Genomic DNA, 23,555 nt, shown 5'->3' on the forward strand with positions numbered 1-23,555 from the left:
TCCCTGCCTTTAGAGGTTCAGGGCGGCGCGGCCCAGCAGGGTGTGGCCCTGATCGTCGCCGGGCGGGTGGGTCAGGCCCGCGCGGGCGTCCCGGAACAGCCGTTCCAGCGGCAGCGCGGCGGTCAGCGCCGCGCCACCCGCCGCCCGCAGCGCCAGATCCGTGACCTGCACCGCCGCGTTGGTGCACAACAGCTTGGCGCCCGCCAGCTGAGGCAGCAGGCGCTCACGCTCCTGTGGCGCCCCCGCCCACCCCTGGGTCGCCGCGTGCAGCACCGAGCGCGCGCCCAGCAGGGTCAGCTGCATCTGCCCGACCGTCTGCTGGATGCGGGGCAGGGTAGCGATCGGCGCGCCGAGGGCGGTCGGCACCCGCTGGTGCGCGTAGGTCACCAGCGCGTCCAGCGCGGCCTGCCCCACGCCGAGATACGTGGCGGCCACCGCCGTCCAGAACCACCCGCCGCCCAGCGGGTTGGGCGCGGCCGGCCGCACCGCATGGCTGTCCGGCACCCACACCCGGTCCAGCTGCACGTCGTCGGACGCGCTGCCGCGCAGCGCCAGGCTGCCCTCCCAGGTGGGCAGGACCCGCACGCCCTCCCGGTCAGCCGGAATCACGAAGCGCCACACCTCGTCTGCGGGGGTGGCGGCCGTCACCACCAGATAATCCAGCGCGCTGGAGCCGGTGCTCCAGGTCTTGCGGCCGGTGACCCGCCAGCCGCCCGGCACCGGCTCGGCCCGGGTGGCGGGCAGGCCTCCGCGCGAAGGGCTGCCCAGTTCCGGTTCGCTGGCCAGCGAGTTGCTGAGCGCGCCGCGCTGCACGCTCGCCCGGGCCAGTTCCGCGTACAGCGGCTCAGGCAGGCCGCCCTGCTCTCCCAGACTTCCCAGCAGGTGGGCGTTCATGGCCGCCACCAGCGCCAGCGAAGCGTCGGCGCGGCCCAGCCGTTCCTGCTGCACGGCAAATTCGTACAGGCTCGCGCCCAGCCCGCCCAGCCGCTGCGGCACCGTCAGGGCCGGGTAGCCGCTCTCGCGCAGCGCCTGCACCCCCGCCTCAGACAGTCGGCCGTTCCGGTCCGCGTGGGCGGCCTGGGCAGCGAAGACTTCGGCCAGGCGCCCGGTCAGCGCGTTGAGGTGGTCCTGGCGGGTGGCCTGCTCGGTGCTGGTCATCGTGGTGCAGTGTACGGTGCCGACCGGTGCGGAAGGGTTGCCCGCGTTACCCATCCGGCGTGTGAGGTGGTTCCGGTCCTGGAGGTCCGCACAGGATCTACTATGGAACGTGTTCTTCAAGACTGAGCGATCATGACCACCCCTGACCCGCTGACGCGCCACGAGTATCAGGCCCTGCTGGATGACCTGCTCGATCCGCTGTTCGTGCTGGACCGCCGCTGGCGGTACGTGCTGGTCAACCGGCAGGCGGAGCGTGTGCTGGGGGTGCCGGCCGCGGAACTGCGCGGGCAGGTGATCTGGGACGTGATGACCGACCTGCAGGGCACCGAGCTGGAGCGGCTGCTGCGTCAGGCGGCCCTCAGCCGCAGCCGGGTGGAGGCGGAGGTGTATTACGCGCCGCTGCGCATCTGGGTGGAATTGCGGGTGCTGCCCAGCCTGGACGGGCTGGCCGTGCAGTTCCGGGACGTCACCGGCCGCCACGTGGACGCCGAACAGCGCGATCAGCTGCTGCATCTGGCCCAGCTGCTGAGCACCGTCACCGACGCGAACACCGCCCTGGACACCGCCCTGCGGCTGGGATTGCCGCTGACCGGAGCGTGCAGCGGAACAGTGCTGGCGCTGGACCCGGACAGCGGTCAGCCGACCCTGTGGCTGACCACCGGCACCGTCGATCCGGCCACGGCCCGGGCCGAGTGGGACCCGGCCGACCCGGAGCTGCACGGCCCGCTGATGCAGGCGCTGCACGGCGGTCAGGCGCAGTACTACCGCAGCAGCGACCTGAAAGCGCATCCGTATCTGACCCGGCACAAGGCGAGCCGCACCCGTGCGGTGGCGGCGCTGCCGCTGGGCCTGGAGCAGCCGTGTCAGCTGGTGCTGAGCTTCGACTCGGACCGGGTGTTCAGCGAACCGGAGCGCCACGTGCTGACCTCGCTGGCCGATCAGCTGACCCAGACGCTCCGCCGGGTGCAGCTGTTCCAGGCGGAGTCGGCGGCCCGTGAGCAGGCGCAGGCGAGCGAGGCGCGCTACCGCGCCCTGGTGCGCAGCCTGCCGCAACAGGTCTGGATTGCCAACCGCACCGGCATCAACGTCTCCACCAGCGAGTGGTGGCAGGCCCTGACCGGGCAGCTGCTGGTGGACGCGGTGGGAGCAGACGGCTGGGGCTGGCTGGAACGGGTGCATCCCGACGACCGCGACCGGGTGCGCCACGCCTGGAAGGTGGCGCTGCGCAGCCTCAAACCGTACCGGCAGGAGTACCGGGTGCAGACGGTGGGTGGCGAGTACCGCGATTACGAGGCGCGCGGCCTGCCCCGATTGGACGAACAGGGCCGCGCCGCCGAATGGGTCGGCACCGTTGACGACATCACCGACCGCAAGGCGGGCGAACGTGCCCTGCAGCAGACCACCGCTCAGCTGGAGCAGCAGGTGCACGAGCGGACCCGGGCGCTGCAGGAGGAAACGGACGCGCTGGACGCCTTCGTGCGCTTCACGGCCCTCTCCAGCCACGCCGTCAGCGTGCCGGAACTCGCGCAGCTGGCGGTGGACGTGCTGCAGGCCACCCTGGACCATGTCTGCGCCGGGTACTACCTGCCGGACATGCAGCAGGAGGGCCGCTGGGACATGCTGCCGATCCATGGCGCCCGGCCCGGTCGGCGGCTCCCGCAGACGCTGCACGACGTGCCGGTGCCGGAGCCCAGCAGCCCCCCCACGGTGCTGGAGCAGTGGCAACCGCTGGAAGGTGGGCCGGCCTTCGGGGCCGCCGCGTTCTATCCGCATCTGGTGCAGGGGGTGCCGAGCGGCATCCTGAGCGTGGCGTCCACCCGCGCCCAGCCGCTCAGCGAACGCCAGCAGGCGATCTTTCGGGCGGTGGGGCGCAGCATGGGGCTGGCGCTGGAACGCAGCGCGGCCACCCGGGTGCTGGTGGCGCAGCAGCAGGCGCTGGAGGCGTTCGCGCTGCTGGCCCGCGACCTCGCCTTCGAGCCGGACCCGTACCAGCTGGTGCGGCGCGCCCAGGAGATCGTGCTCCAGATGCTGCCGGAAGGCTACGGGGTGTACTTCGAGCCGGACGGCGGGACGTGGCAGCTGAACGCCCAGACCGGCACGATGGGCGACTCGCGGCTTCAGCAGGCGGTGCTGGACGGCCTGCCGTTCGAGCAGACCGGCAACCTGTATCAACCGTGGCACAGCGGGGAACCACTGTTTCAGGACAGCTACGACCACGGCACCGATCAGCTGGCCGAAGTCACCGCGCACATCGGGGCCACCGCCACCCTGCCGGTGATGGTCAACGGCCGACCGCGTGGGGTCTTTGCCATCTGTCTGTTCCGGCAGCACCGCTGGGACAGCACTGAACGCGCGATGCTCGGCACGGCGGTGCGGCAGCTGGCGCTGGCGCTGGAGCGCTCGGAGGCGGCCCGGCAGCAGCAGCACCAGCAGCGTCAGCTGGAGGCGGCCAACCGCGAGCTGGAAGCCTTCAGCTACAGCGTGTCGCACGACCTGCGGGCGCCGCTGCGCCACATCATCGGCTTCCTGGGCCTGCTGAAGCGCTCGCTGGGCAGCAGCCTGAGTGACCGCAGCACCCACCTGCTGTCGGTGACGGAGCAGGCCGCGCAGCACATGAATACCCTGATTGAGGAGCTGCTGGTGTTCGCCCGCACCGCCCGCGAACCGCTGTCACTGCGGACCGTCCGACTGGACCAGCTGGTGAAGGACGTGCAGGCCCAGCTGCGGCGGGACACGCAGGGGCGGGTGGTGCGGTGGGAGGTGGGGGCGCTGCCGGAAGTGCAGGCGGACCCGACGCTGCTGCGGCAGGTGCTGATGAATCTGCTGTCCAACGCCCTCAAGTACTCGCAACCCCGTGCCGAGGCGGTCATCACGGTATGGGCCGAGCCGGGCGAGCACGGCTGGGTGATCTCGGTGCAGGACAACGGGGTGGGCTTCGACCCGAAGTACCGCGAGCGGCTGTTCGGGGTGTTCCAGCGGCTGCATCCGGCAAGCGAGTTCGAGGGGGTGGGCATCGGGCTGGCGAACGTGCAGCGCATCGTGCAGCGGCACGGGGGGCAGGTGTGGGCCGAGTCGCAGCTGGGCCAGGGCGCCACCTTCCGCTTCTCTCTCCCCGCCTGACGGGGCGTGTCCACAGGTCAGCGTGGTCCAGACAGAAGCGCTCTGATGAGCTTCAGCTGACGCTGGGGCCTGCGGGTTCCCGGGCCTCCTCGCGGTAGCCGCTGGCCTGCAGGGTGTACAGCTGGGCGTAGGTGCCGCCACGGGCCAGCAGCTCCTGATGCGAGCCGGATTCACTGATCACGCCGCCCTGCAGCACCACGATGTGATCGGCCAGCCGGACGGTGGAGAAGCGGTGCGAGATGATCACGGTGATGCGGCTCTGCGCCTGCTCGCGCAGCCGCGACACCGTCTCGAACTCGGCGTTGGCGTCCAGGGCGGCGGTCGGCTCGTCGAACACCAGCACCGAGGCGTCGCGGTGGTACAGCCGCGCCAGCGCCAGCCGCTGCCACTGCCCACCGGACAGCTGCCGGCCCCCGCTGAACATGCGGCCCAGCATCGTGTCGTAGCCGTCCGGCAGCGAGCGCAGGAACTCGTCGGCACCCGCGCGGGCACCCGCCTGCTCCACCGCCGCGTCCTCCGAGGCGCCCAGCACCACGTTCTCGCGGGCGGTCATCTGGTACTGCCCGAAGTCCTGGAAGATGATGCTCATCTCCCGCTGCACGCTGCGGGCACTGAAGCGGCTGGCGTCCTGGCCGTTCAGCAGGATGCGGCCGCCGGTCGGCTCGAAGAGGCGGGTCAGCAGCTTGACGATGGTGGTCTTGCCGGCCCCGTTCTCGCCCACCAGCGCCAGCGCCTCGCCCCGGTGCACCGTGAAGGTCACGCCGTTCAGCACCTGGCGCTCGGTCAACGGATAGTGGAAGCTCACGTCCTGAAACTCGATGGTCTCGATCGGGGCGTCCCACACCTCACCCGCGTCCAGATCGCGGGTCGGCAGCTCCAGGAACTCGAAGAGGTTGCGGATGTACAGCAGGTTCTGGTACACGCCGCTCACCCCGGTCAGCAGCGTGCCGAATTGCCCCTGCACCTGAGAGATGCCCAGCGCGAACAGCGAGAAGTCGCCGACCGTGATCTGGCCGCGCGCCGCCCGCGCCAGCACGCTGAGCGTCGCCACGCCCACCAGCAGCGCGGAGAACAGTGAGGCCGCGCTGCTCCACGCGTTGCGCTTCTGCACCAGCGGCACCAGCTGAGATCGGAACTGGCGGTAGTACTGCTGCCAGCGCTCCAGCAGGTACGGCTCGAAGTGAAAGAGGCGCACCTCCTTGACCAGCGAGTCGCTGGTCAGCACCGAACCCAGATAGTTCTGGATGCGGGCGTCCTGGGTGCGGCGGCGCAGCATCCGATAGTTCTCGGCCCCGAAGCGGTTCTGGATGATCACGCCCGGGATGCTGGCCAGCAGCACCAGCGGCAGCACCAGCGGGCCCAGCCGGGCCATCAGCGCCCCGATGGACACCAGCGTGATCAGCGCCTGCGCCAGCGAGATCAGCTGGGTCAGCACGCCCAGCGGACGCACGCCCACCTCGCGGTAGGCATTCTGCAGGCTGTCGTAGGTCTCGGCATCCTCGAAGCGCTCCACCTCCAGGCCCACCGCCTTGCGCAGAATTTTCAGCGTGATCAGGTTCTGCAGGCTGTCGCCCAGCAGCTCGCGCGAGGTGTTCTGCAGGCTGCCCAGCACGCTCCCGAGTGCCCCGATGCCCACCTGCAGCGCCAGCAGCAGCACCAGGTGGCCATAGCCGCCCGCCTGGGCCAGCCGCCCGGTGGTCGCCTCCCCCACCCCGTCGATCAGCAGCTTGGTGGCCCAGAGGGTCGCCGCCGGCAGAAAAGCGGCCAGCAGGCTGAGCAGCAGCAGCGCTGCCGTGTGGCCGGGACTGCTGGCCCACACCAGCGCCACGGTCGCCCGCAGGTCACGCAGCTGAATTCGCCAGCCGGGGGAGGTGGGCGGCGGGCCGGGGCGGAGGGGAGCCTGCATCATTGGAGGCCCAGTCTGCCGCATGTGGTGAGCGCGATGTGTGGATCTGGCCGCCCTTTACCCGGCGCCCAGCCGGACCGGGCGTCGGATCTCTGTCAGAGCCGGGCCGTTACACTGAACCTGAATGCATCCCGATGCCGACCAGCACCCGTTGCAGAACTCAGGGGCGTCCTCCGCCCGGTGCGACTGCCACGCCCTGAAGCACCCGACGGGCGTCCAGCCCACCGGGCTGGCCGTGCATGCCCACGGAGAGCACCTGAGGCGCAGACTGCGGCTGGCCCTGGTCGCCCATGACCTGAACGCCGCCGAACAGTACGGCGACCTGATCGTGCCGCGCAGCGCCTTCGACCGGCTGGAGGTGCTGCTGGCCGCCTTCTCCGGCACCGAGCGCCTGGAGCTGATGGCCGCCCCCTGGGACGGAGCGCGGCTCGATCCCTGGCAGCTGGCCCCGCTGGAGCAGTGGGCGCGGCGGCTGCAGAGCGACTGGTTCCCGGCGGCGGCGGAGCAGCTGGTGTTTCACCTGCAGCCGGTGGTGCAGCTGCAGGGCGGCCAGGTCTACGGCTACGAGGCGCTGGTGCGGGCCAACTGGCAGGGCGAGCTGCTCGGGGCCGGCACGCTGCTGCAGGCCGCCACCGCCCACAACCAGACGCGCGCCTTCGACGCCCTGGCACGGCGCGGCGCCATCCGTCAGGCCTATCCGCAGCTGGAGCCGGACCAGCAGCTATTCATCAACTTCGCGCCGGGCGTGATCTACAACCCCGACATCTGCCTGACCAGCACCTTCGACACCTGCCGCGAGGTGGGCGCCGACTTCTCCCGGCTGGTGTTTGAGGTGACCGAGAGCGAAGCCTTCCCGGACCTGCGGCTGCTGCGCCGCATTCTGGAGCGCTACCGCGCGGAGGGAGCACAGGTGGCGCTGGATGACCTGGGGGCGGGGCACACCAGCCTCAGCTACCTCGCCGAGCTGCAGCCGGACCTGGTGAAGCTGGACCGCGCCCTGATCCACGGGCTGCACGGCGCCGACCACCGCGTCCCGCTGGTCACGGCCCTGATCCGGTACGCCCACGACCTGGGCATCCGGGTGGTGGCCGAGGGCATCGAGACCGGGAACGAACTGCAGCTGGTGCGCGAACTGGGTGCCGACTATGGCCAGGGGTATTTCCTGGGCCGGCCGGAAGCCCAGACCCGGCAAGTCTTGGCGCAGGCCGCTGGCTATCTGGTCAGCTGAGTAGCTTGCCATTTGACGGGCGGCCCTGCGCAGGGCTACGCTGTGAACGTTCACATTCCTGTTTGCAGCGAGGTGCTCTCCCATGACCAGTCCAGCCACCCCCCACCAGGCCGCCGTCCTGACCGGCCCCGGCACCTTCCAGCTGACCACCCGTGACCACCCGGCCCCCGGCCCCGGTGAGGTGCAGATCCAGATCCGCAGCGTGGGCGTGTGCGGCTCCGACATTCACATGTATCAGGACGGCCGCATCGGGGACACGGTGATTCAGGCGCCGCTGGTGCTGGGGCACGAGTTCATGGGCGTGGTGGTGGAGGCAGGGGCCGGACTGCAGGACGGCGACGACCGGCCGCTGCAGGTGGGCGACCGGGTGGCGGTGGAACCGCACGTGGCGTGCGGACACTGCCGCGAGTGCCGCGAGGGGCACCCAAATCTGTGCCTGCACCACACCTTCATGGGCGTGTATCCGCGTGACGGCGCGCTTCAGCAGTACCTGAACGTACCGGCCCACAACTGCTTCGTGCTGCCGCCCGAGATCACCGACGCGGGCGGAGCGATGCTGGAGCCGCTGGGGGTGGCGCTGCACGCCGTGCGGCTGGGCCACGTCCGGGTGGGCGACCGGGCGGCAGTAGTGGGGGCTGGCCCCATCGGCCTGCTGATCGTGGCGCTGCTGCGGCTGGCCGGCGTGACAGCTCTGCACGTGACCGAGCCGCTGGCTTGGCGGCGCGACCTCGCCGTGGAACTGGGCGCCACCAGTGCCGAAGCCGGATACACCCCGGACCATGACACCCGCTACGACGTGGTGTTCGAGGCCGGCTGGGCCGACCGCTCGGTGCAGGACGCCGCACTGCTGGCCCGGCCTGGGGCGCGGGTGGTGCTGGTGGGCATTCCCGGCGACGACCGGCTGACCGTGCAGCACGCGCTGGCGCGGCGCAAGGGCCTGTCCCTGGTCTTCTCGCGCCGCATGAGCCACACCTACCCCGAAACGATCCGGCTGGTGGCCGGCGGCATGGTGGACGTGGACCGGCTGGTGAGCGACGTCTACCCGCTCGCAGAAGTTCAGCAGGCCTTCGAGCGCCACGCCGGCTATCAGCCGGGCGTGATCAAGGTGATGGTGCAGTTGTAACGCCGCTCAGCGCGGGGGGGCGGTGGAGTCGCGCAGCACCAGCTGCGGCTGGAACACGAAGTGGCGCGGCACCTCCTGCGGCCGGCCGATCAGCCGGATCAGCTCATCCAGCCCCTTTCGCCCCAGCAGCCCGAAGTTCTGGTTGATGGTGGTGAGCGGCGGGTCAAAGTAGGCGGCCTCCGGGGTGTCGTCGAAGCCCACCACCGAGACGTCCCGCGGCACCGTGCGGCCGGCCTGCCGCAAGGCCATCATTGCCCCTAGCGCCATCTGATCGTTGGCCGCGAAGACGGCCGTGAAGTCCAGCCCGGCGTCCAGCGCCTGCCGGGCCGCCTGATGGCCGCTGCGGGCGCTCCAGTCGCCCAGCTGCCGGGGCAGCGGCGGCAGGCCGTGGCGCTCCAGCACGCTGAGGTAGCCCTGGTACCGCAGTTCGGCGTCGCTCCACTCGCCGGGGCCGCCGATGTGCAGGATGCGGCGGTGGCCCAGCGACGCCAGGTGCTCGGTGGCGAGCGCGCCGCCCTCGAACTGATCGATGCTGACGGTCGTGCCGGCCACGTCCGCCGCCGCGTCGATCAGGATGTACGGCACGCTGGTCCCGATGCCCTTCACGATGTCGTGGGCGTCGTAGGGGGTCAGCAGCACCATGCCGTCCACCCCGAACTGCTGCAGCCGCGCCACCGCGGTCAGCATCTCCTGTTCCTCGAAGTGACGCAGGGTGGTGAGCAGCGTTTCGTAGCCGTGGGCGCGCGCGCTGTGCTCCACGTTCCGCACGATCTGGGCCGGGCCGTACTGGTCCGTGCCGTGACCGATCACCCCAATCAGCTGCGAGCGCCGGGTCACCAGTCCCTTGGCCAGGATGCTGGGCCGGTAGTTCATCTCCTCAATCGCCTGCATCACGCGGGCGCGGGTCTGCTCCGCCACGCTGGCATGGTTGTTGATGACGCGGGAGACGGTCTGGTACGAGACGCCGGACCGCTTGGCCACGTCGTGAATGGTGACGCTGCGGTCAGCTGATCTGGGCATGGGAGTCCTCTGGCGTGAAGGTCGGCATGGGGCGTGCGCCTAGCGTAGCGCGTCGGCAGGGCCTGCGTCACTCTGACTCAGCGGCCTCCATTTCCTCATCATGTGAACGCTCTCTGTCCGGCTCCGGCACCTCGGCCTCCGAGTAGTAGAGCCGCAGCCAGCGGGCCAGCCCGCCCAGCCCGGGGAACAGGGTGCGCTCATTGACGTTCGCCTGATCCAGATGGTCGCGGACCTGCCACTTCAGGGACGCGGGAATGATGATCTTGCGGTGCAGCTGCGACGACGCCTGCAGCCACTCATCCCAGCGGGCGGTGGGGTCCGAGAGCAGGCCGAACAGCGCGTACTGTTGCACGATGCGCTCGTCCAGCGAGGGCGGCTCGAAGAACATCAGGAACGGGTCCGGGGCCAGCTGTTCCAGCGTCGTGAGCGCCAGCGGGGTGAATCGGCGGTCCGACCCCGCGTGGTCAACCGCCTGCTGCAGCAGTTCCACCGTGAACACATCGGACCCCTCCTCCCGCAACAGCTGTTGCAGCCGCGCCGGCAGCCGCTGGTTGGTGAGCTGGTGGTTGACCATCCAGATGGCGCCGTCATGGTCGTAGTGCTGGTGGTCACGGGTGGCAAAATGCAGCGCCACCAGCGGAGAAAAGGTGAAGTCCAGCAGCCGGGTGGGCAGGCCGTGGTGCTGGCCCACCGCCAGCCAGTCCCACAGCGAGTCGTCGGCAGACGGGCGGTTGCGGGCGTACTTGCGGAAGTTGCGCAGCAGGTGCCGCTCGTTGGCGCGCAGGTCGCCGCCTAACCCCTGCAGCGAGGTGCGGAGCGTGAAGGCGGCGTCGTGGCCACCATGAAACACATACGGCGAGCGGTGCCGATGCAGCACCGGGTTCCAGGCCTCACCGAACAGCATGTCGAGCAGCTCGCCCCACGACTGCGGCACCCAGACTTCCTGACCCGGCCCGTCCCCGTTCACCGGTTGACCGCCCCTCCCCTGCTCGTCCTGCCCCATGGTCGCAGTGTTCCTGAAGGGCGGGCTCAGGGCCGGAGAATGGCCTCAAGGCAGCTTGAGCCATCCGACAGCCCACCACTGAAGCAGCTCAACCGGCCTTCATGTGAGGCGTGACGCGGAGGTTGACAGCGAGGAAGCGCTGCTCTTAAAATGTGACCGTTCACAGATACACCCTTGCCGTGTATGCCCAGGCTCCCCACTGGGATGACCCTGCTATGCCGCCGCACGATCCCTGAATGAAATCTCGCCTGAATTGACTGGAGCCTGAAGGATGCCTGAGCAGTATACCGTCGGAGTGGATTTCGGCACCGAATCGGGCCGCGCCGTGGTGGTGCGGCTGCGCGACGGTGCGGCGCTGGGCGAGGCCGTCAGCCCCTACCGGCATGCCGTGATGGAGCGGACGCTGCCGGACGGCACGCCGCTGGGCAAGGACTGGGCGCTCCAGCACCCCCAGGACTATCTGGACGTCTTCAGGGAGGCGGTGCCGGAGGCGCTGGCGCTCTCAGGCGTGCAGCCGGACGAGGTGGTGGGCATCGGCATCGACTTCACCGCCTGCACCCCGCTGCCGGTCCGTGCCGACGGCACCCCGCTGTGCTTTCTGCCGGAGTACGCCTCGCAGCCGCACGCCTGGGTCAAGCTCTGGAAGCACCACGCGGCGCAGCCACAGGCGGACCGCATCAACGCCCTGGCCGAGCAGCGTAGTGAGGGCTGGCTGCCGCGCTACGGCGGCAAGATCAGCAGCGAGTGGTTCTTTGCCAAGGCCCTGCAGATCCTGGAGGAGGCCCCGGAGGTCTACGCCGCGACCGAGCGGTTCATTGAGGCGGCCGACTGGGTGGTGTGGCAGCTGTGCGGGGTGGAGACGCGCAACGCCTGCACCGCCGGGTACAAGGCCATCTACCAGGACGGCCAGTACCCCACCCCCGAGTACTTCGCCGCGCTGAACCCCGGCTTTGCCGACGTGGTTCAGACGCGCCTGGGGCACGACCTGGCCCCGCTGGGCGGCCGGGCCGGCGGCCTCACCGAACAGGCCGCCGCCTGGACCGGCCTGAAGCCCGGCACGGCGGTGGCGGTGGCGAACGTGGACGCGCACGTGGCGGTGCCGGCGGCGGGCGTGGTGGAACCGGGCCGGATGGTGGCGATCATGGGCACCAGCACCTGCCACATCCTGCTGGGCGAGACGCTGCGCGAGGTGCCGGGCATGTGCGGGGTGGTGCCGGACGGAGTCGTGCCGGGCCTGTACGGCTACGAGGCGGGTCAGAGCGGGGTGGGCGACATCTTCGCGTGGCTGGTGCGTCACGCGGTGCCACCCGAGTACCACCAGCGGGCCGAGGCGGAGGGGCTCAGCCTGCACCAGCTGCTGGAGCGCGAGGCGGCGGGCCAGCGGCCCGGCGAGCACGGCCTGATGGTGCTGGACTGGATCGGGGGCAACCGCAGCGTGCTGGTGGACGCCGACCTGAGCGGCGTGATCCTGGGGCTGACACTCAGCACCCGCGCACCGGACCTCTACCGCGCCATGATCGAAGCCACCGCCTATGGCACCCGGCTGATCATCGAGACCTTTGAGCAGAGCGGCGTGCCGGTGAACGAGCTGGTGATCAGCGGCGGCCTCAAGAAGAACCGCATGCTGATGCAGATCTACGCCGACGTGACCGGCCGCCCGCTGAGCGTGCTGGACGCCGAGCAGGGCCCGGCGCTCGGCAGCGCCATGCACGCGGCGGTGGCAGCTGGGGCGTACCCGGACATCCAGGCGGCGGCCCGCTGCATGGGCAAGGTGCAGCGCGGGGTCTACCATCCCAACCCGGAGCATCAGCCGGTCTATGACCAGCTGTACCGCGAGTACCGCGAACTGCACGATTACTTCGGCCGGGGTGCCAACGAGGTGATGCACCGGCTGCGGCGCCTGAGGAGGGCCGAATGAACCATCCGGACGTGCGTGAGGAGCTGCACCGGCTGCATCTGGAGCTGCCGAGGAACGGCCTGGTGACCTGGACCAGCGGCAACATCAGCGCGCGGGTGGACGGCGGCCTGCTGATCAAGCCGAGCGGCGTGACCTTCGAGGCCCTGACGCCGGAGGGCATGGTCCACACCGACCTGGACGCGCGGGTGCTGAACAGCGACCTGAGCCCGTCCTCCGACACGGCCACCCACGCCTACATCTACCGCGAGCTGCCGCAGGTGGGCGGCATCGTGCACACCCACAGCCCCTACGCCACCGCCTGGGCCGCCACCGGCCAGGACATCCCCTGCGTGCTGACCGCCATGGCCGACGAGTTCGGTGGGCCGGTGCCCTGCGGCGGCTTCGCGCTGATCGGCGGCGAGCAGATCGGGGCAGAGGTGGTGCGGGTGCTGCGCGGGCACCGCTCACCGGCCATCATCCTGCAGAGTCACGGGGTCTTCACCATCGGGCGTACCCCTGCCGCCGCGCTCAAGGCCGCCGTGATGGTCGAGGACGTGGCCCGCACCGTGGCGCTGGCTTTCCAGCTCGCGGCGGCCACCGGCACACCGGTGTTGCCAATTGCCCCGGCGGACATCGACCAGCTCTACGACCGCTACACCAACGTCTACGGGCAGCGTCCTGCGCCCGCCACTCCCAACGCCGAGGTTCGCCCATGAAGCAGCTCCGTACTCCCCAGCTCTGGTTCGTCTGCGGTTCCCAGCACCTCTACGGCGAGGGGCCGCTGCGCGAGGTGGCAGACCACGCCCGCGAGATCGCCTCGGCGCTGAACGCCAGCCCGGAACTGCCCCTGGAGGTGGTCAGCAAGGGTGTCCTGACCACCCCGGACGAGATCCGGGCGCTGTGCCTGCAGGCCAACGCCGACCCGGACTGCGCCGGGCTGATCCTGTGGATGCACACCTTCAGCCCCTCCAAGATGTGGATCGGCGGGCTGAGCCAGCTGCGCCAGCCGTTCTGCCACCTGCACACCCAGTACGCCCGCGACCTGCCCTGGGACAGCATCGACATGGATTACATGAACCTCAACCAGTCGGCGCACGGCGACCGGGAGGCGGGGTTCCTGCACACCCGGCTGCGGCTGGAGCGCAAGGTCGTGGTGGGCCACTGGGCCGACCTGGAGGTGCAGCAGCGCCTGGGCGTGTGGTCTCGGGCGGCGTGGGCGTGGCACGACGGGCAGGGCGCCCGCTTCGTGCGCTTCGGTGACAACATGCGGCAGGTGGCGGTCACCGAGGGTGACAAGGTCAGCGCCGAGATCCGCTTCGGGTACAGCGTCAACACCCACGGCATCTCGGAACTGGCCGAGCGGGTGGACGCGGCCAGCGACGCCGACGTACAGGCGCTGATCCAGACGTACCTGAGCGAGTACGAGGTGGCCCCGGAGCTGCAGCCGGGTGGCGAGCGGCACGCCTCGCTGCTGGACGGCGCCCGTATCGAGCTGGGCCTGCGCTCGTTTCTGGAGGAAGGCGGCTACAAGGGCTACACCGACACCTTCGAGGACCTGCACGGCCTGAAGCAGCTGCCGGGGCTGGCCACCCAACGGCTGATGGCCGAGGGCTACGGCTTCGGCGGTGAGGGCGACTGGAAGACGGCGGCGCTGGTGCGGGCCATGAAGGTGATGGCGCACGGGCTGCCGGGCGGCACCAGCTTCATGGAGGACTACACCTACCACCTCGCGCCGGGGCAGCATCAGGTGCTCGGCTCGCACATGCTGGAGATCTGCCCCAGCATCGCTGCCGCGAAGCCAAGGCTGGAGGTGCACCCGCTGGGCATCGGCGGGAAGGAGGACCCGGTGCGGCTGGTGTTCGATGCTCAGCTGGGAGCAGCCATCAACGTGTCGCTGGTGGACCTGGGCAGCCGCTTCCGGGTGATCGTGAACGAGGTCGAGTCGGTCGGGCACCCGGACCTGCCGAAGCTGCCGGTGGCTCGGGCCGTGTGGGAGTGCCAGCCGGACTTCAAGACTGCCTGCGCTGCCTGGATCTACGCCGGAGGCGCGCACCACACCGGGTACAGCACCAGCCTCACCGCGGAGCACATCGAGGACTTTGCGGCCATCGCGGGGGTAGAACTGGCGGTCATTGACGCCGGCACCCAGCTGCGGGCCTTCCGTCAGGAGCTGCGCCTGAATGACCTGTACTATGTGCTGGCCCAGGGCCTGCGCGCATAGTGCGGGCCGTTCTCCCCGCCCCGTTTCTGATGTGAGGTCCGCATGACACAGTCCACCCCGACCCTGCCGGTTGCCCGGCCCTGGGGCCAGACCGACGACGGCACTCCGGTCACGCTCTACACCCTCCGCGCCGGACAGCTGGAAGTGCAGATCACCGATTACGGCGGACGCCTGGTCAGTGTGCGTGCTCCGGACCGGCAGGGCCAGCTGGATGAAGTCTCGCTCGGCAGCAACGACCTGGAGCCGTACCTGCACCACCCGGAGGCGCGCTACTTCGGAGCGCTGATCGGGCGGTACGGCAACCGCATCGCGGACGGCCGCTTCGAGTTGGATGGCCAGTCGGTTCAGCTGGAACTCAACAACCCGCCGAACGCGCTGCATGGCGGCAGCGGCGGCTTCCACGCCCGGGTCTGGAACGCCACGCCGGGTCTGAGCGCCGAAGGCCCGACCCTGCGGCTGCAGCGCCGCAGCGAGGACGGTGAGGACGGCTACCCGGGAGCGCTGGACGTGGAGGTGACCTACACCGTCACCGCCGACAACGCCCTGCACATCGCGTACCGGGCCAGCGCCGAGGCCCCCACCGTCCTGAACCTCACCAACCACACCTACTGGAACCTCAGCGGCGCGCAGCTCGACAGCATTCTGGACCACACGCTGCAGCTGGAATCCGACCGCTACACGCCGGTCAGCGCGGTGCTGATTCCTACTGGTGAGCTGGCTGAGGTGGACGGCACCCCGATGGACTTCCGCACCCCGCACACGCTGGGCGAGCGCATTGACGCGCCGTTCGATCAGCTGCAGCACGCGGGCGGCTACGACCACAACTTCGTGCTGCGCGGCCAGGACGGCACGCTGCAGCCGGCCGCCGTGCTGCACGACCCGCGCAGCGGCCGGGTCATGACCGTGGAGACCACCGAGCCGGGGATGCAGGTCTACAGCGGCAACTTTCAGGACGGCAGCCTGAGCGGGTATCACCAGCGGCCCTACGCCTACCGGACCGCCGTGTGCCTGGAAACTCAGCACTACCCGGATTCCCCGAACCAGCCGCAGTTTCCCAGCACCCGCCTCGACCCGGGCCAGGCCTGGACCTCGCACACCGTCTACCGCTTCTCCACCCAGGACTGACGCCCCCAGCACACCCGCCCGACCTGACTGCAGGTTCCGGGCGGGTGTGCCTGTTCTCCATCTGACGCAGGTTGAATTTTCATCCGTATTCTGCTGAGGGCGTATACAATCGTACACGTGCACCGGGCCAGAGGCCAGCCGGCGTCACCAGGAGGACGACATGACCCAGGCGGAGGCCGTCTTGCAGGACAACCCGCAGTACATCGTGGTGTTCCATACCCCTGACCGCCAGAATCTGGACGTGCTCGCACAGGTGCTGGAGGTGCCGCAGGACCCCACGCCGAACGTCAGGAGCCGGGCATCCCGTCAGGTGCTGCACAGCCGCAACGGGGTGCACGCCCGCATCTATACCCGGCTGGCGGTGGCGGTGGCCAACCTGACGCCGCCGCAGCGTGAACGGCTGGCGGCCCATCCGGCGGTACGGTCGGTGGCGCGCAACCAGCGCCGCAGTCTGCCGCCCCAGCTGATCGAGGTGCGCGGACAACCGGAGACCGGCCCACCCGAGCCGGAGCCGCTCAACCGGGCGCTGGAACAGCTGGGGCTGGACCCGCTGCACCAGCCCTGGACCGGCCGTCACGTCAAGGTGGCGGTGCTGGATACCGGCGTGGACCTGCAGCACCCGGACCTGAGCGTGCTGCCCGGCAACGCCGTGAGCTTCGTGCCGGACGAGCCGGACCCGCAGGACCAGAACGGCCACGGCACCCACTGCGCGGGCGTGATTGCGGGCCGGGCGTACCCGCAGGGGGGCTTCCGCTACGGGGTGGCGCCGGACGCCGAACTGCTGATCGGCAAGGTGCTCAACCGGTACGGCCAGGGCTATGACGACCAGATCCTGGACGCCATCGACTGGGCCGTGGATCAGGGCGCGCACATCATCTCGCTGAGCCTCGGCAGCGCCCGGGCGCCGGGTCAGCCGGCCAGCGCCCCGTATGAACAGGTGGCCGCCACCCTGCTGCAGCAGGGCGTGCTGCTGGTGGCGGCCGCCGGCAACGAGAGTCAGCGGCCCCGGCTGGTGGCCCCGGTCGGCAATCCGGCGGCCTGCCCCTCCATTCTGGCGGTGGCGGCGATTGACGGCGCCGATCAGGTGGCCGCCTTCAGCAGCGGTGATGTGGACGGCATCGGCCGGGTGGACCTCGCCGCGCCGGGCGTGGGCATCTACTCGGCGTGGCCGGGCGGCGGCCACCGCCGGCTGTCGGGCACCAGCATGGCCACTCCGCACGTGGCCGGGGTGCTGGCGATGTTCCGGGAACGGTCGCCCGCCGCCAGCGGCCCCGAGCTGTGGACACAGCTGTGTGCCGCCGCCCGTCCGCTGCCACTGCCCGCGGGCGACGTGGGCGCGGGGGCCGTGCAGGTGCCGACCGGGCCACCGTAAACGCCGGGGCCCCCTGCCATCCGACAAGCCAATTTGTCGGATAGTTCACATGGCACCTCCTGAGAGCCGCTAAGCTGAGCTCAGGAGGCAGGTCCTGTGCTGCAGAAAGTGCATATCACCCTGACCACGTCGGCCCGGCAGTCCGCCCAGTCCCGGCAGGAGGTGCTGCGCCGCCTTCAGGCCATCAGCGACCTGCACGACATCAACGCCCGCCGACTGGACCGCTACGGCGTCCTGAGCGGCGTGGTCAGCGCTGACCTGGTGCCCCGCCTGCAGGTGGACGGCGTGGCGTCGGTGGACCTGGACCAATTGCAGCGCGCGCTGTAAGCTCCGTCCCCGCAGGCCGGGCCGCATAATGAAGGCCATGCCCGGAGCTGCCTGCCCTTGACCGACCCCCTGCGCCTGATCATCAACACGCAGTCCCGCCGGGGCCGCGCCCAGCTGAGCACTGCCGTCCATGCCCTGAAAGTCAATGGGGTGGAGGTGGACCTGCTGGCCGCCACCAGCCCGGCCGAGTCGGACGCCGCCCTGCGTGCGGCGGTGGAGCGTGGGGCCGCCAGCGTGATCGTGGGTGGGGGCGACGGCACCCTGTCGCACGCCGCACAGGTGCTGGCCCACACCGGCACGGCGCTGGGGGTGCTGCCGCTCGGCACCGGCAACACCTTCGCGCGCAGTGTGGGCGTGCCGCTGGACCTCGCGGGCGCGGCGCGGGTGATTGCGGCCGGCCACCGCACCCGCATCGACGTGGGGCGGGTGAACGGCCGGGCGTTTCTGAACAGCGCGGCCATGGGCGTCTCGGCCCACATCGCCCAGGCGCTGACGCCCGAGCTGAAGCGGCGGATGGGGCTGCTGGCGTGGCCGCTGGTGGGCTTCCAGGTGCTGCGCAGCCATCAGGCGCTGCAGCTGGAGCTGCAGCTGCCCCAGGAGCAGCGCCGCGTCCGCACCCATCAGCTGCTGGTGGCGAACGGGCGGTACGTGGCCGGGCCGCTGGTGGCCGCGCCGGACGCCTCGGTGCAGGACCACCGGCTGGACGTGCTGGCGCTGGGCGGCAACCGCCTGCGCAGCCTGCTGCGGGCCGGGCTGGGCTGGGCCACCCTGGGCAGCGACCGCAGCCAGAGCACCCTGCGGCTGGAAACCCAGCGGCTGTGCGTCATCAACCAGAACGGGCCCACCGCCGTCAGCGTGGACGGTGAGATCATCGAAGCGGCGCGGCTGGACCTGTCGGTCGAGCCGCGCGCGCTGTGGGTGCTGGTACCGCCCGGCTTCGACCCCCAGACGGTCTAGAGGCCGGGGTTCAGTCGGCCGCCTGCGGCTCCTTCCAGGGGTCCAGCACCACCTTGATGCAGTGGTCCTGCTTGTCCCGGAAGGTCTGGTACAGCTGCGGCGCGTCGTCCAGGCCGGCCCGGTGGGTGATCACGAAGCTCGGGTCGATGTCGCCGCCCTGGATGTGCCGCATCAGCGGGTCCAGGAAGCGGTGGGTGTGCGTCTGACCCATCCGGAAGATCAGGCCCTTGGCAAAAGCCGCGCCCATCGGCATCTTGTCCACCAGACCGCCGTACACGCCCGGCATGCTGACGGTCCCGCCCTTGGCGCAGCTCATGATCGCCCACCGGAGCGCCGTGATGCGGTCAAAGGTCAGCCGCAGCCGCTGCTTGGCAGTGTCCATCAGCGCGCCCGGCCCGTGCCCGTGCGCCTCCAGCCCCACCGCGTCGATCACGTGGTCCGGGCCGCGCCCGCCGGTCATCTCGTGCAGCGCCACCAGCACATCGGTCTGCTCGTAGTTGATGGTCTCGGCGCCGCCGTCCTCGGCCATCTTGAGCCGCGCCGGAATGCGGTCCACCACGATCACCTTGGCCGCCCCCAGCATCAGGGCGCTGCGGGCCGCGAACTGGCCCACCGGCCCGGCCCCGAACACCGCCACCACGTCCCGGTCGCGCTGGATGCCGCAGTTCACGGCCGCCTGATAGCCGGTCGGGAAGATGTCGGTCAGGAACAGCACCTGCTCGTCCCGCATGCCCGAATCGACCTTGTACGGCCCCACGTCCGCGAACGGCACCCGCACGAACTGCGCCTGACCGCCTGCGTATCCGCCGTACATATGCGAGTACCCGAACAGCCCGGCCCCGCTGACCGCCCCGTACAGCGCCTCGGCCATACGGTGGTTGGGGTTGCTGTTGTCGCAGGCCGAGTACAGCCCGCGTTTGCACGGATCGCACACGCCGCAGGCGATGTTGAACGGCACGATCACCCGGTCGCCCACCTTCAGCTTGCGCACGGCCGAGCCGACCTCCACCACCTCGCCCATGAACTCGTGGCCCAGGATGTCGCCCTTCTCCATCGAGGGAATCACCCCGTCCAGCAGGTGCAGGTCCGAGCCGCAGATGGCGGTGCTGCTCACCCGCACGATGGCGTCGGTGGGGAGCAGCAGCGTGGGGTCCGGCACCGTCTCGATGCCCACCTTGCCGGTGCCCTGCCAGATCAGGGCCTTCATACCCGCGCCTCGCCGGCGTGCTGCGCCCGGCCGCTGCTCTGCCCCTTGGCGGTGGGAATGAAGCCCAGCTCCATCAGCCACTTCAGGCGCATCAGGTCGTCTCTGGCCTGCTGGGACGGTTCCTCGCTCAGCATCCGGGCCAGGATCGCGCCCATGGTGCCGCCCGGCGCGCGGTACTGGAAGTGCGCCAGCACCTCGGTGCCGCGGTTGCCCGGCGCGGGCCGGAACTGCACTTCGCCCTGGTTCTCGATGGTGCTGCCCGGCAGCGAGCGCCACGCCAGCCGCTGCCCTGGCTCGTCGGCCGTGATCTCGGCGTCCCAGCTGACCGGACCCACCGGCCCCTTGGCGACCCAGTGCGAGCGCTGCTCGTCCTGCACCTCTACCCGCTCCAGGTGCTCCATGAAAGTGGGCAGACCCTCCAGGTTGCGCCACATCCGGTACACCTCGTCGGCCGGCTTGCCGATGGTGACCGCTTCACGCACCCGGATCTCGCCCTGCCCGTCCGGCCGGATCTTGAGGGCGCGGGCCAGCGGGTTGCGGCCGGTCAGGGCCATCACGGTCATGGCCCCGCCGGTGCCGGCCAGGCTGACCTTGCGGGCGCGGCCGCCGCGCGCGCCCAGCAGCATCAGCCCGGCGCCCAGCACGCCCAGGACGGCGCGCTCGGTGACGCCCATGTTGGGGGCCGTTTCCCGGCGGTCCTCAGCCATTGACGACCTCTCCTCCGTTCGGGTGCAGCACCTGACCGCTGATGTAGCTCGAGTCGTCGGAGGCCAGGAACACGTAGCAGGGGGCCACCTCGCTCGGCTGACCGGGGCGCTTCATCGGCACGTCGGCCCCGAAGCTCGCCACCTTGTCGGGCGGGAAGGTGCTGGGAATCAGCGGGGTCCAGATCGGGCCGGGGGCCACCGCGTTCACCCGGATGCCCTGCTCCACCAGATTGCCGGACAGCGAGCGGGTGAACGCCACGATGGCGCCCTTGGTGGACGCGTAGTCCAGCAGGCTGGGGCTGCCCTTGTAGTTGGTGACCGAGGTGGTGTTGATGATGGTGGCACCCGACTTCAGGTGCGGCAGGGCGGCCTTGACCAGGAAGAACTGCCCGTAGATGTTGCTGCGGAAGGTGCGTTCCAGCTGCTGCTCGCTGATGTCGGTGATCTCCTCCTGCGGGTGCTGCTCGGCGGCGTTGTTGACCAGCACGTCCAGGTGCCCGAGCTGCTGCACCACGGCCTCGACGGTCTGCTGGCAGAACTGCTCGTCGCCCACGTCGCCTGCGAAGGTCACGCAGCGGCGGCCCTCGGCCTCCACCAGCCGTTTGGTCTCCTGGGCGTCGTCGCCCTCCTCCAGGTAGATGATCGCCACGTCCGCGCCTTCCCGCGCGTAATGCACCGCCACCGCCCGGCCGATGCCGCTGTCCCCGCCGGTGATCAGCGCGACCTTGCCTTCCAGCTTGCCCGCCGCCCGGTAGTTCGGCTTGATGTACTCGGGCTTCGGGTTCATGTCGGACTCGCGGCCCGGCTGCTGGTCCTGGTGCTGCGCGGGCATGGTCTGCTCTTTGTCAGTCATGGTGCAATTGCACCCTGCATCACCAGGTGGGAAGGCAGGGCAGCCCACCATCTTCACGCTTCTCCAAGCGGGTATAAAGCTGGGTGAAGCCCGGCAGCGTCACATGACAGTCCGGTGGCGTCGCCGCGCTCAAGCCTTGAGTCCAGCTGAAGGCCTCCACACCGGCCACACGCGGCGACGCGGTACAAGGGACCCATGCGCCTGACCCGGATCTTCTCCACCCCGCTGCTGTTCGCCGCCGGAGCCTGGCTGCTCCGCCCCCTTTTTGCGCCTGCGCCGCTGGACCTGCAGGGGCAGGTGGTGCTGATCACCGGCGGCTCGCGTGGGCTGGGGCTGCTGCTGGCCCGTGAGTTTGCGGCGGCCGGGGCGCGGCTGGCCCTGCTGGCCCGCGACCACACCGAACTGGCCGAGGCCCGCACCCTGCTGGCCCCCACCCCGGTGCTGCTGCTGCCCGCCGACGTGACCGACCCGCAGCAGGCGGAGGAGGCGGTGCGGGCCACCATCCAGCACTACGGGCAGCTGGACGTGCTGGTGAACAACGCCGGCATCATTCAGGTGGGCCCGGCGGAGAACCTGCCGCTCAGCGCCTACCACGAGGCCATGGACATCAACTACTTCGGGCCGCTGCACATGATGCGGGCGGCGCGCCGCGAGCTGAGCCGGCGTCGGGGGCGCATCCTGAACATCAGCAGCATCGGCGGACAGATTCCGGTGCCGCACCTGAGCAGCTACGTTGCCAGCAAGTTCGCCTTCGGCGGGCTCTCCGAATCGCTGCACACCGAGTACGCCCGGCAGGGTATCCACATCACCACCGCCTATCCGGGCCTGATGCGCACCGGCAGCCCCCGGCAGGCGCAGGTGGGCGGAAACCATCGCCTGGAATACGGCTGGTTCTCGGTGCTGGACAACGCGCCACTGATCTCCCAGGACGCCCAGCAGGCGGCTCAGGAGATGGTCGCGGCCCTGCGGCGCGGTCAGCCGCGGGTGGTGGCGGGCCTGGCCGCGCGGGTGGCCACCCGCGCCTACACCCTGGCGCCGGTGCTGATCACGCCGCTGCTGACGCTGACGGCCCGCCTGCTGCCCCGGTCGGCCCGCACCCAGGCGCTGAAGTCCGGCGACCAGAGCGAGTCGGCCATCACCCGGCGGCTGGGCGCCAAGCAGAAGGCCGAGGCCGCCCTCAACCAGCGCCGGTGAGCCGCTGGCCGCTGGTGCCGGCGGGCCGTCCGGTGCGGGCGGTGCTGGTGGGCTGCGGGGGCATGAGCGCGGAGTGGCTGCGCTGCGCCGAGCGCGTGGAGGGGCTGGAGGTGGTGGGGCTGGTGGACCTCCACGAACCGGCCGCCCGCGCCCGTCAGCAGGAATTCCATCTCGACCACGCCGTGGTGAGCCATGACCTGGACGCGGTGCTGCAGGCCACCCGCCCCGACATCGTGTTCGACTGCACGGTGCCGGAAGCGCACCACGACACGGCCCTGACCAGTTTCCAGCACGGGGTCAGCGTGCTGGGCGAGAAGCCGCTGGCCGACACGCTGCCGCGCGCGCGCGCAATGGTGCAGGCCGCCCAGGACAGCGGGCTGCTGCACGCCGTGGTCCAGAACCGCCGCTATAACCAGAACATCCGCCGGGTGCAGCAGTTCGTGCAGAGCGGGCAGCTGGGGACCCTCACCACCCTCAATGCCGACTTCTACATCGGCGCCCATTTCGGCGGCTTCCGGGACCAGATGGAGCACGTGCTGCTGCTGGACATGGCCATCCACACCTTCGACGCGGCCCGGCTGATCTCCGGGCAGAATCCGCTGAGCGTGGTCTGCCACGAGTGGAACCCGCCGGGCTCGTGGTACCGGCAGGGAGCGAGCGCGGTCGCCATCTTCGAGCTGAGCGGCGGGGTGGTGTTCACCTACCGGGGCAGCTGGGCCGCGGAGGGCGCCCCCACCAGCTGGGAGGGCGACTGGCGGGTGGTGGGCACCCACGGCACCATCCGCTGGGACGGTGGCGACCAGCCCACCGCCAGCGTGGTGCGCCGCAGCGGGGGCTTTCTGTCGGAGCTGGAGGAACGCGAGCTGCCGCCCGCTGCCCCGGGCGCCCGGACCGGCGGGCACGAGGGCGTGATCCGAGACGCCGTGCGGGCACTCCGGAGCGGCACCGAACCCGAAACGGTCAGCCACGATAATCTCCACAGCCTCGCGATGGTGCTGGCGGCCATCCAGAGCGCAACAGAAGGCCGGCGCGTCCCGGTTGACGGCGGAAGCTGACGCGTTTCTCGGTTGATTCTGAACGCCAGGGCCGAACACTCATTCGGGCTTCAGGAGGCGTCAATTGTTGGTTGGTGTTGCA

Annotated in this window: 19 protein-coding genes; 12 read left to right on the top strand and 7 right to left on the bottom strand. The window is 70.4% G+C overall.

The features are described 5' to 3' along the window. Positions 1-9: 9 nt before the first annotated feature. Positions 10-1,158: an acyl-CoA dehydrogenase family protein gene (locus ABOD76_RS20820; protein WP_350245630.1), complete on the bottom strand. Its 1,149-nt coding sequence runs from the start codon at positions 1,156-1,158 to the stop codon at positions 10-12. Between the two features lie 132 nt (positions 1,159-1,290). On the opposite strand from ABOD76_RS20820, the gene ABOD76_RS20825 reads away from it, so the two are divergent. Beyond that, positions 1,291-4,278, top strand: coding sequence for an ATP-binding protein (locus tag ABOD76_RS20825; protein ID WP_350245631.1), 2,988 nt, complete (start codon positions 1,291-1,293; stop codon positions 4,276-4,278). A gap of 52 nt (positions 4,279-4,330) precedes the next feature. Here the strand turns inward: ABOD76_RS20825 and ABOD76_RS20830 are convergent, their stop codons facing one another. Further along, entirely contained in the window at positions 4,331-6,187 is a 1,857-nt protein-coding gene (locus ABOD76_RS20830; protein ID WP_350245632.1) for an ABC transporter ATP-binding protein, read from the bottom strand. A 121-nt stretch (positions 6,188-6,308) separates the two neighbouring features. On the opposite strand from ABOD76_RS20830, the gene ABOD76_RS20835 reads away from it, so the two are divergent. Next, positions 6,309-7,412 carry an EAL domain-containing protein gene (locus ABOD76_RS20835; RefSeq protein WP_350245633.1) on the top strand — a complete coding sequence of 368 codons (1,104 nt, stop codon included), beginning with the start codon at positions 6,309-6,311 and terminating at the stop codon, positions 7,410-7,412. Between the two features lie 82 nt (positions 7,413-7,494). After that, a complete protein-coding gene (locus tag ABOD76_RS20840; RefSeq protein WP_350245634.1) occupies positions 7,495-8,535 on the top strand; it encodes an alcohol dehydrogenase catalytic domain-containing protein in 1,041 nt (346 codons plus the stop codon). 6 nt (positions 8,536-8,541) lie between these two features. Here ABOD76_RS20840 and ABOD76_RS20845 read toward each other — a convergent pair whose 3' ends face one another. Further along, positions 8,542-9,555 carry a LacI family DNA-binding transcriptional regulator gene (locus ABOD76_RS20845; RefSeq protein WP_350245635.1) on the bottom strand — a complete coding sequence of 338 codons (1,014 nt, stop codon included), beginning with the start codon at positions 9,553-9,555 and terminating at the stop codon, positions 8,542-8,544. A gap of 67 nt (positions 9,556-9,622) precedes the next feature. Then, the gene (locus tag ABOD76_RS20850) at positions 9,623-10,558 is read right to left on the bottom strand and encodes an FRG domain-containing protein (RefSeq protein ID WP_350245636.1); all 936 of its coding nucleotides are present in this window, start codon (positions 10,556-10,558) and stop codon (positions 9,623-9,625) included. 271 nt (positions 10,559-10,829) lie between these two features. On the opposite strand from ABOD76_RS20850, the gene ABOD76_RS20855 reads away from it, so the two are divergent. The 7 genes from ABOD76_RS20855 (at position 10,830) to ABOD76_RS20885 (ending at position 18,457) form a co-directional block, all read left to right on the top strand. Continuing rightward, positions 10,830-12,476: a ribulokinase gene (locus tag ABOD76_RS20855; protein WP_350245637.1), complete on the top strand. Its 1,647-nt coding sequence runs from the start codon at positions 10,830-10,832 to the stop codon at positions 12,474-12,476. Then, positions 12,473-13,171, top strand: coding sequence for an L-ribulose-5-phosphate 4-epimerase (locus ABOD76_RS20860; RefSeq protein ID WP_350245638.1), 699 nt, complete (start codon positions 12,473-12,475; stop codon positions 13,169-13,171). Before ABOD76_RS20855 ends, ABOD76_RS20860 begins: the two co-directional genes overlap by 4 nt. Next, entirely contained in the window at positions 13,168-14,676 is a 1,509-nt protein-coding gene (gene araA, locus ABOD76_RS20865; RefSeq protein ID WP_350245639.1) for an L-arabinose isomerase, read from the top strand. Before ABOD76_RS20860 ends, araA begins: the two co-directional genes overlap by 4 nt. A gap of 42 nt (positions 14,677-14,718) precedes the next feature. Continuing rightward, positions 14,719-15,801, top strand: coding sequence for an aldose epimerase family protein (locus tag ABOD76_RS20870; RefSeq protein ID WP_350245640.1), 1,083 nt, complete (start codon positions 14,719-14,721; stop codon positions 15,799-15,801). 160 nt (positions 15,802-15,961) lie between these two features. Next, a complete protein-coding gene (locus ABOD76_RS20875; protein WP_350245641.1) occupies positions 15,962-17,173 on the top strand; it encodes a S8 family peptidase in 1,212 nt (403 codons plus the stop codon). Positions 17,174-17,269: 96 nt separating this feature from the next. Next, positions 17,270-17,500, top strand: coding sequence for a hypothetical protein (locus ABOD76_RS20880; protein ID WP_350245642.1), 231 nt, complete (start codon positions 17,270-17,272; stop codon positions 17,498-17,500). 57 nt (positions 17,501-17,557) lie between these two features. Beyond that, positions 17,558-18,457 carry a diacylglycerol/lipid kinase family protein gene (locus tag ABOD76_RS20885; protein ID WP_350245643.1) on the top strand — a complete coding sequence of 300 codons (900 nt, stop codon included), beginning with the start codon at positions 17,558-17,560 and terminating at the stop codon, positions 18,455-18,457. A 10-nt stretch (positions 18,458-18,467) separates the two neighbouring features. On the opposite strand, the gene ABOD76_RS20890 is transcribed toward ABOD76_RS20885, so the two are convergent. Genes ABOD76_RS20890 through ABOD76_RS20900 form a run of 3 tightly spaced genes read right to left on the bottom strand, consistent with a single transcriptional unit; the run spans position 18,468 to position 21,224 of the window. Continuing rightward, positions 18,468-19,664: a zinc-dependent alcohol dehydrogenase gene (locus ABOD76_RS20890; RefSeq protein WP_350245644.1), complete on the bottom strand. Its 1,197-nt coding sequence runs from the start codon at positions 19,662-19,664 to the stop codon at positions 18,468-18,470. After that, a complete protein-coding gene (locus tag ABOD76_RS20895; protein WP_350245645.1) occupies positions 19,661-20,371 on the bottom strand; it encodes an SRPBCC family protein in 711 nt (236 codons plus the stop codon). Before ABOD76_RS20895 ends, ABOD76_RS20890 begins: the two co-directional genes overlap by 4 nt. Then, on the bottom strand, positions 20,364-21,224 hold the full coding sequence (locus ABOD76_RS20900) for an SDR family oxidoreductase (protein WP_350245646.1): 861 nt from the start codon (positions 21,222-21,224) through the stop codon (positions 20,364-20,366). The genes ABOD76_RS20895 and ABOD76_RS20900 overlap by 8 nt, the downstream gene beginning before the upstream one ends. Before the next feature lie 195 nt (positions 21,225-21,419). Between ABOD76_RS20900 and ABOD76_RS20905 the strand changes: the two genes are divergently transcribed. Next, on the top strand, positions 21,420-22,418 hold the full coding sequence (locus ABOD76_RS20905) for an SDR family NAD(P)-dependent oxidoreductase (protein WP_350245647.1): 999 nt from the start codon (positions 21,420-21,422) through the stop codon (positions 22,416-22,418). A 62-nt stretch (positions 22,419-22,480) separates the two neighbouring features. After that, positions 22,481-23,473: a Gfo/Idh/MocA family protein gene (locus ABOD76_RS20910; RefSeq protein ID WP_350245692.1), complete on the top strand. Its 993-nt coding sequence runs from the start codon at positions 22,481-22,483 to the stop codon at positions 23,471-23,473. Positions 23,474-23,555 lie beyond the last annotated feature (82 nt).

Source organism: Deinococcus sonorensis KR-87, assembly GCF_040256395.1.
GTDB lineage: Bacteria > Deinococcota > Deinococci > Deinococcales > Deinococcaceae > Deinococcus > Deinococcus sonorensis.

Excerpts from the sequence above, each read along its gene's own strand:
- ABOD76_RS20875 (WP_350245641.1), top strand. The coding sequence starts at position 15,962 with ATGACCCAGGCGGAGGCCGTCTTGCAGGACAACCCGCAGTACATCGTG.
- ABOD76_RS20860 (WP_350245638.1), top strand. The coding sequence starts at position 12,473 with ATGAACCATCCGGACGTGCGTGAGGAGCTGCACCGGCTGCATCTGGAG.
- ABOD76_RS20845 (WP_350245635.1), bottom strand. The coding sequence starts at position 9,555 with ATGCCCAGATCAGCTGACCGCAGCGTCACCATTCACGACGTGGCCAAG.
- ABOD76_RS20825 (WP_350245631.1), top strand. The coding sequence starts at position 1,291 with ATGACCACCCCTGACCCGCTGACGCGCCACGAGTATCAGGCCCTGCTG.
- ABOD76_RS20910 (WP_350245692.1), top strand. The coding sequence starts at position 22,481 with ATGAGCGCGGAGTGGCTGCGCTGCGCCGAGCGCGTGGAGGGGCTGGAG.
- ABOD76_RS20870 (WP_350245640.1), top strand. The coding sequence starts at position 14,719 with ATGACACAGTCCACCCCGACCCTGCCGGTTGCCCGGCCCTGGGGCCAG.
- ABOD76_RS20850 (WP_350245636.1), bottom strand. The coding sequence starts at position 10,558 with ATGGGGCAGGACGAGCAGGGGAGGGGCGGTCAACCGGTGAACGGGGAC.
- ABOD76_RS20820 (WP_350245630.1), bottom strand. The coding sequence starts at position 1,158 with ATGACCAGCACCGAGCAGGCCACCCGCCAGGACCACCTCAACGCGCTG.
- ABOD76_RS20855 (WP_350245637.1), top strand. The coding sequence starts at position 10,830 with ATGCCTGAGCAGTATACCGTCGGAGTGGATTTCGGCACCGAATCGGGC.
- ABOD76_RS20890 (WP_350245644.1), bottom strand. The coding sequence starts at position 19,664 with ATGAAGGCCCTGATCTGGCAGGGCACCGGCAAGGTGGGCATCGAGACG.
- ABOD76_RS20835 (WP_350245633.1), top strand. The coding sequence starts at position 6,309 with ATGCATCCCGATGCCGACCAGCACCCGTTGCAGAACTCAGGGGCGTCC.
- ABOD76_RS20900 (WP_350245646.1), bottom strand. The coding sequence starts at position 21,224 with ATGACTGACAAAGAGCAGACCATGCCCGCGCAGCACCAGGACCAGCAG.
- ABOD76_RS20905 (WP_350245647.1), top strand. The coding sequence starts at position 21,420 with ATGCGCCTGACCCGGATCTTCTCCACCCCGCTGCTGTTCGCCGCCGGA.
- araA (WP_350245639.1), top strand. The coding sequence starts at position 13,168 with ATGAAGCAGCTCCGTACTCCCCAGCTCTGGTTCGTCTGCGGTTCCCAG.
- ABOD76_RS20830 (WP_350245632.1), bottom strand. The coding sequence starts at position 6,187 with ATGATGCAGGCTCCCCTCCGCCCCGGCCCGCCGCCCACCTCCCCCGGC.
- ABOD76_RS20895 (WP_350245645.1), bottom strand. The coding sequence starts at position 20,371 with ATGGCTGAGGACCGCCGGGAAACGGCCCCCAACATGGGCGTCACCGAG.
- ABOD76_RS20840 (WP_350245634.1), top strand. The coding sequence starts at position 7,495 with ATGACCAGTCCAGCCACCCCCCACCAGGCCGCCGTCCTGACCGGCCCC.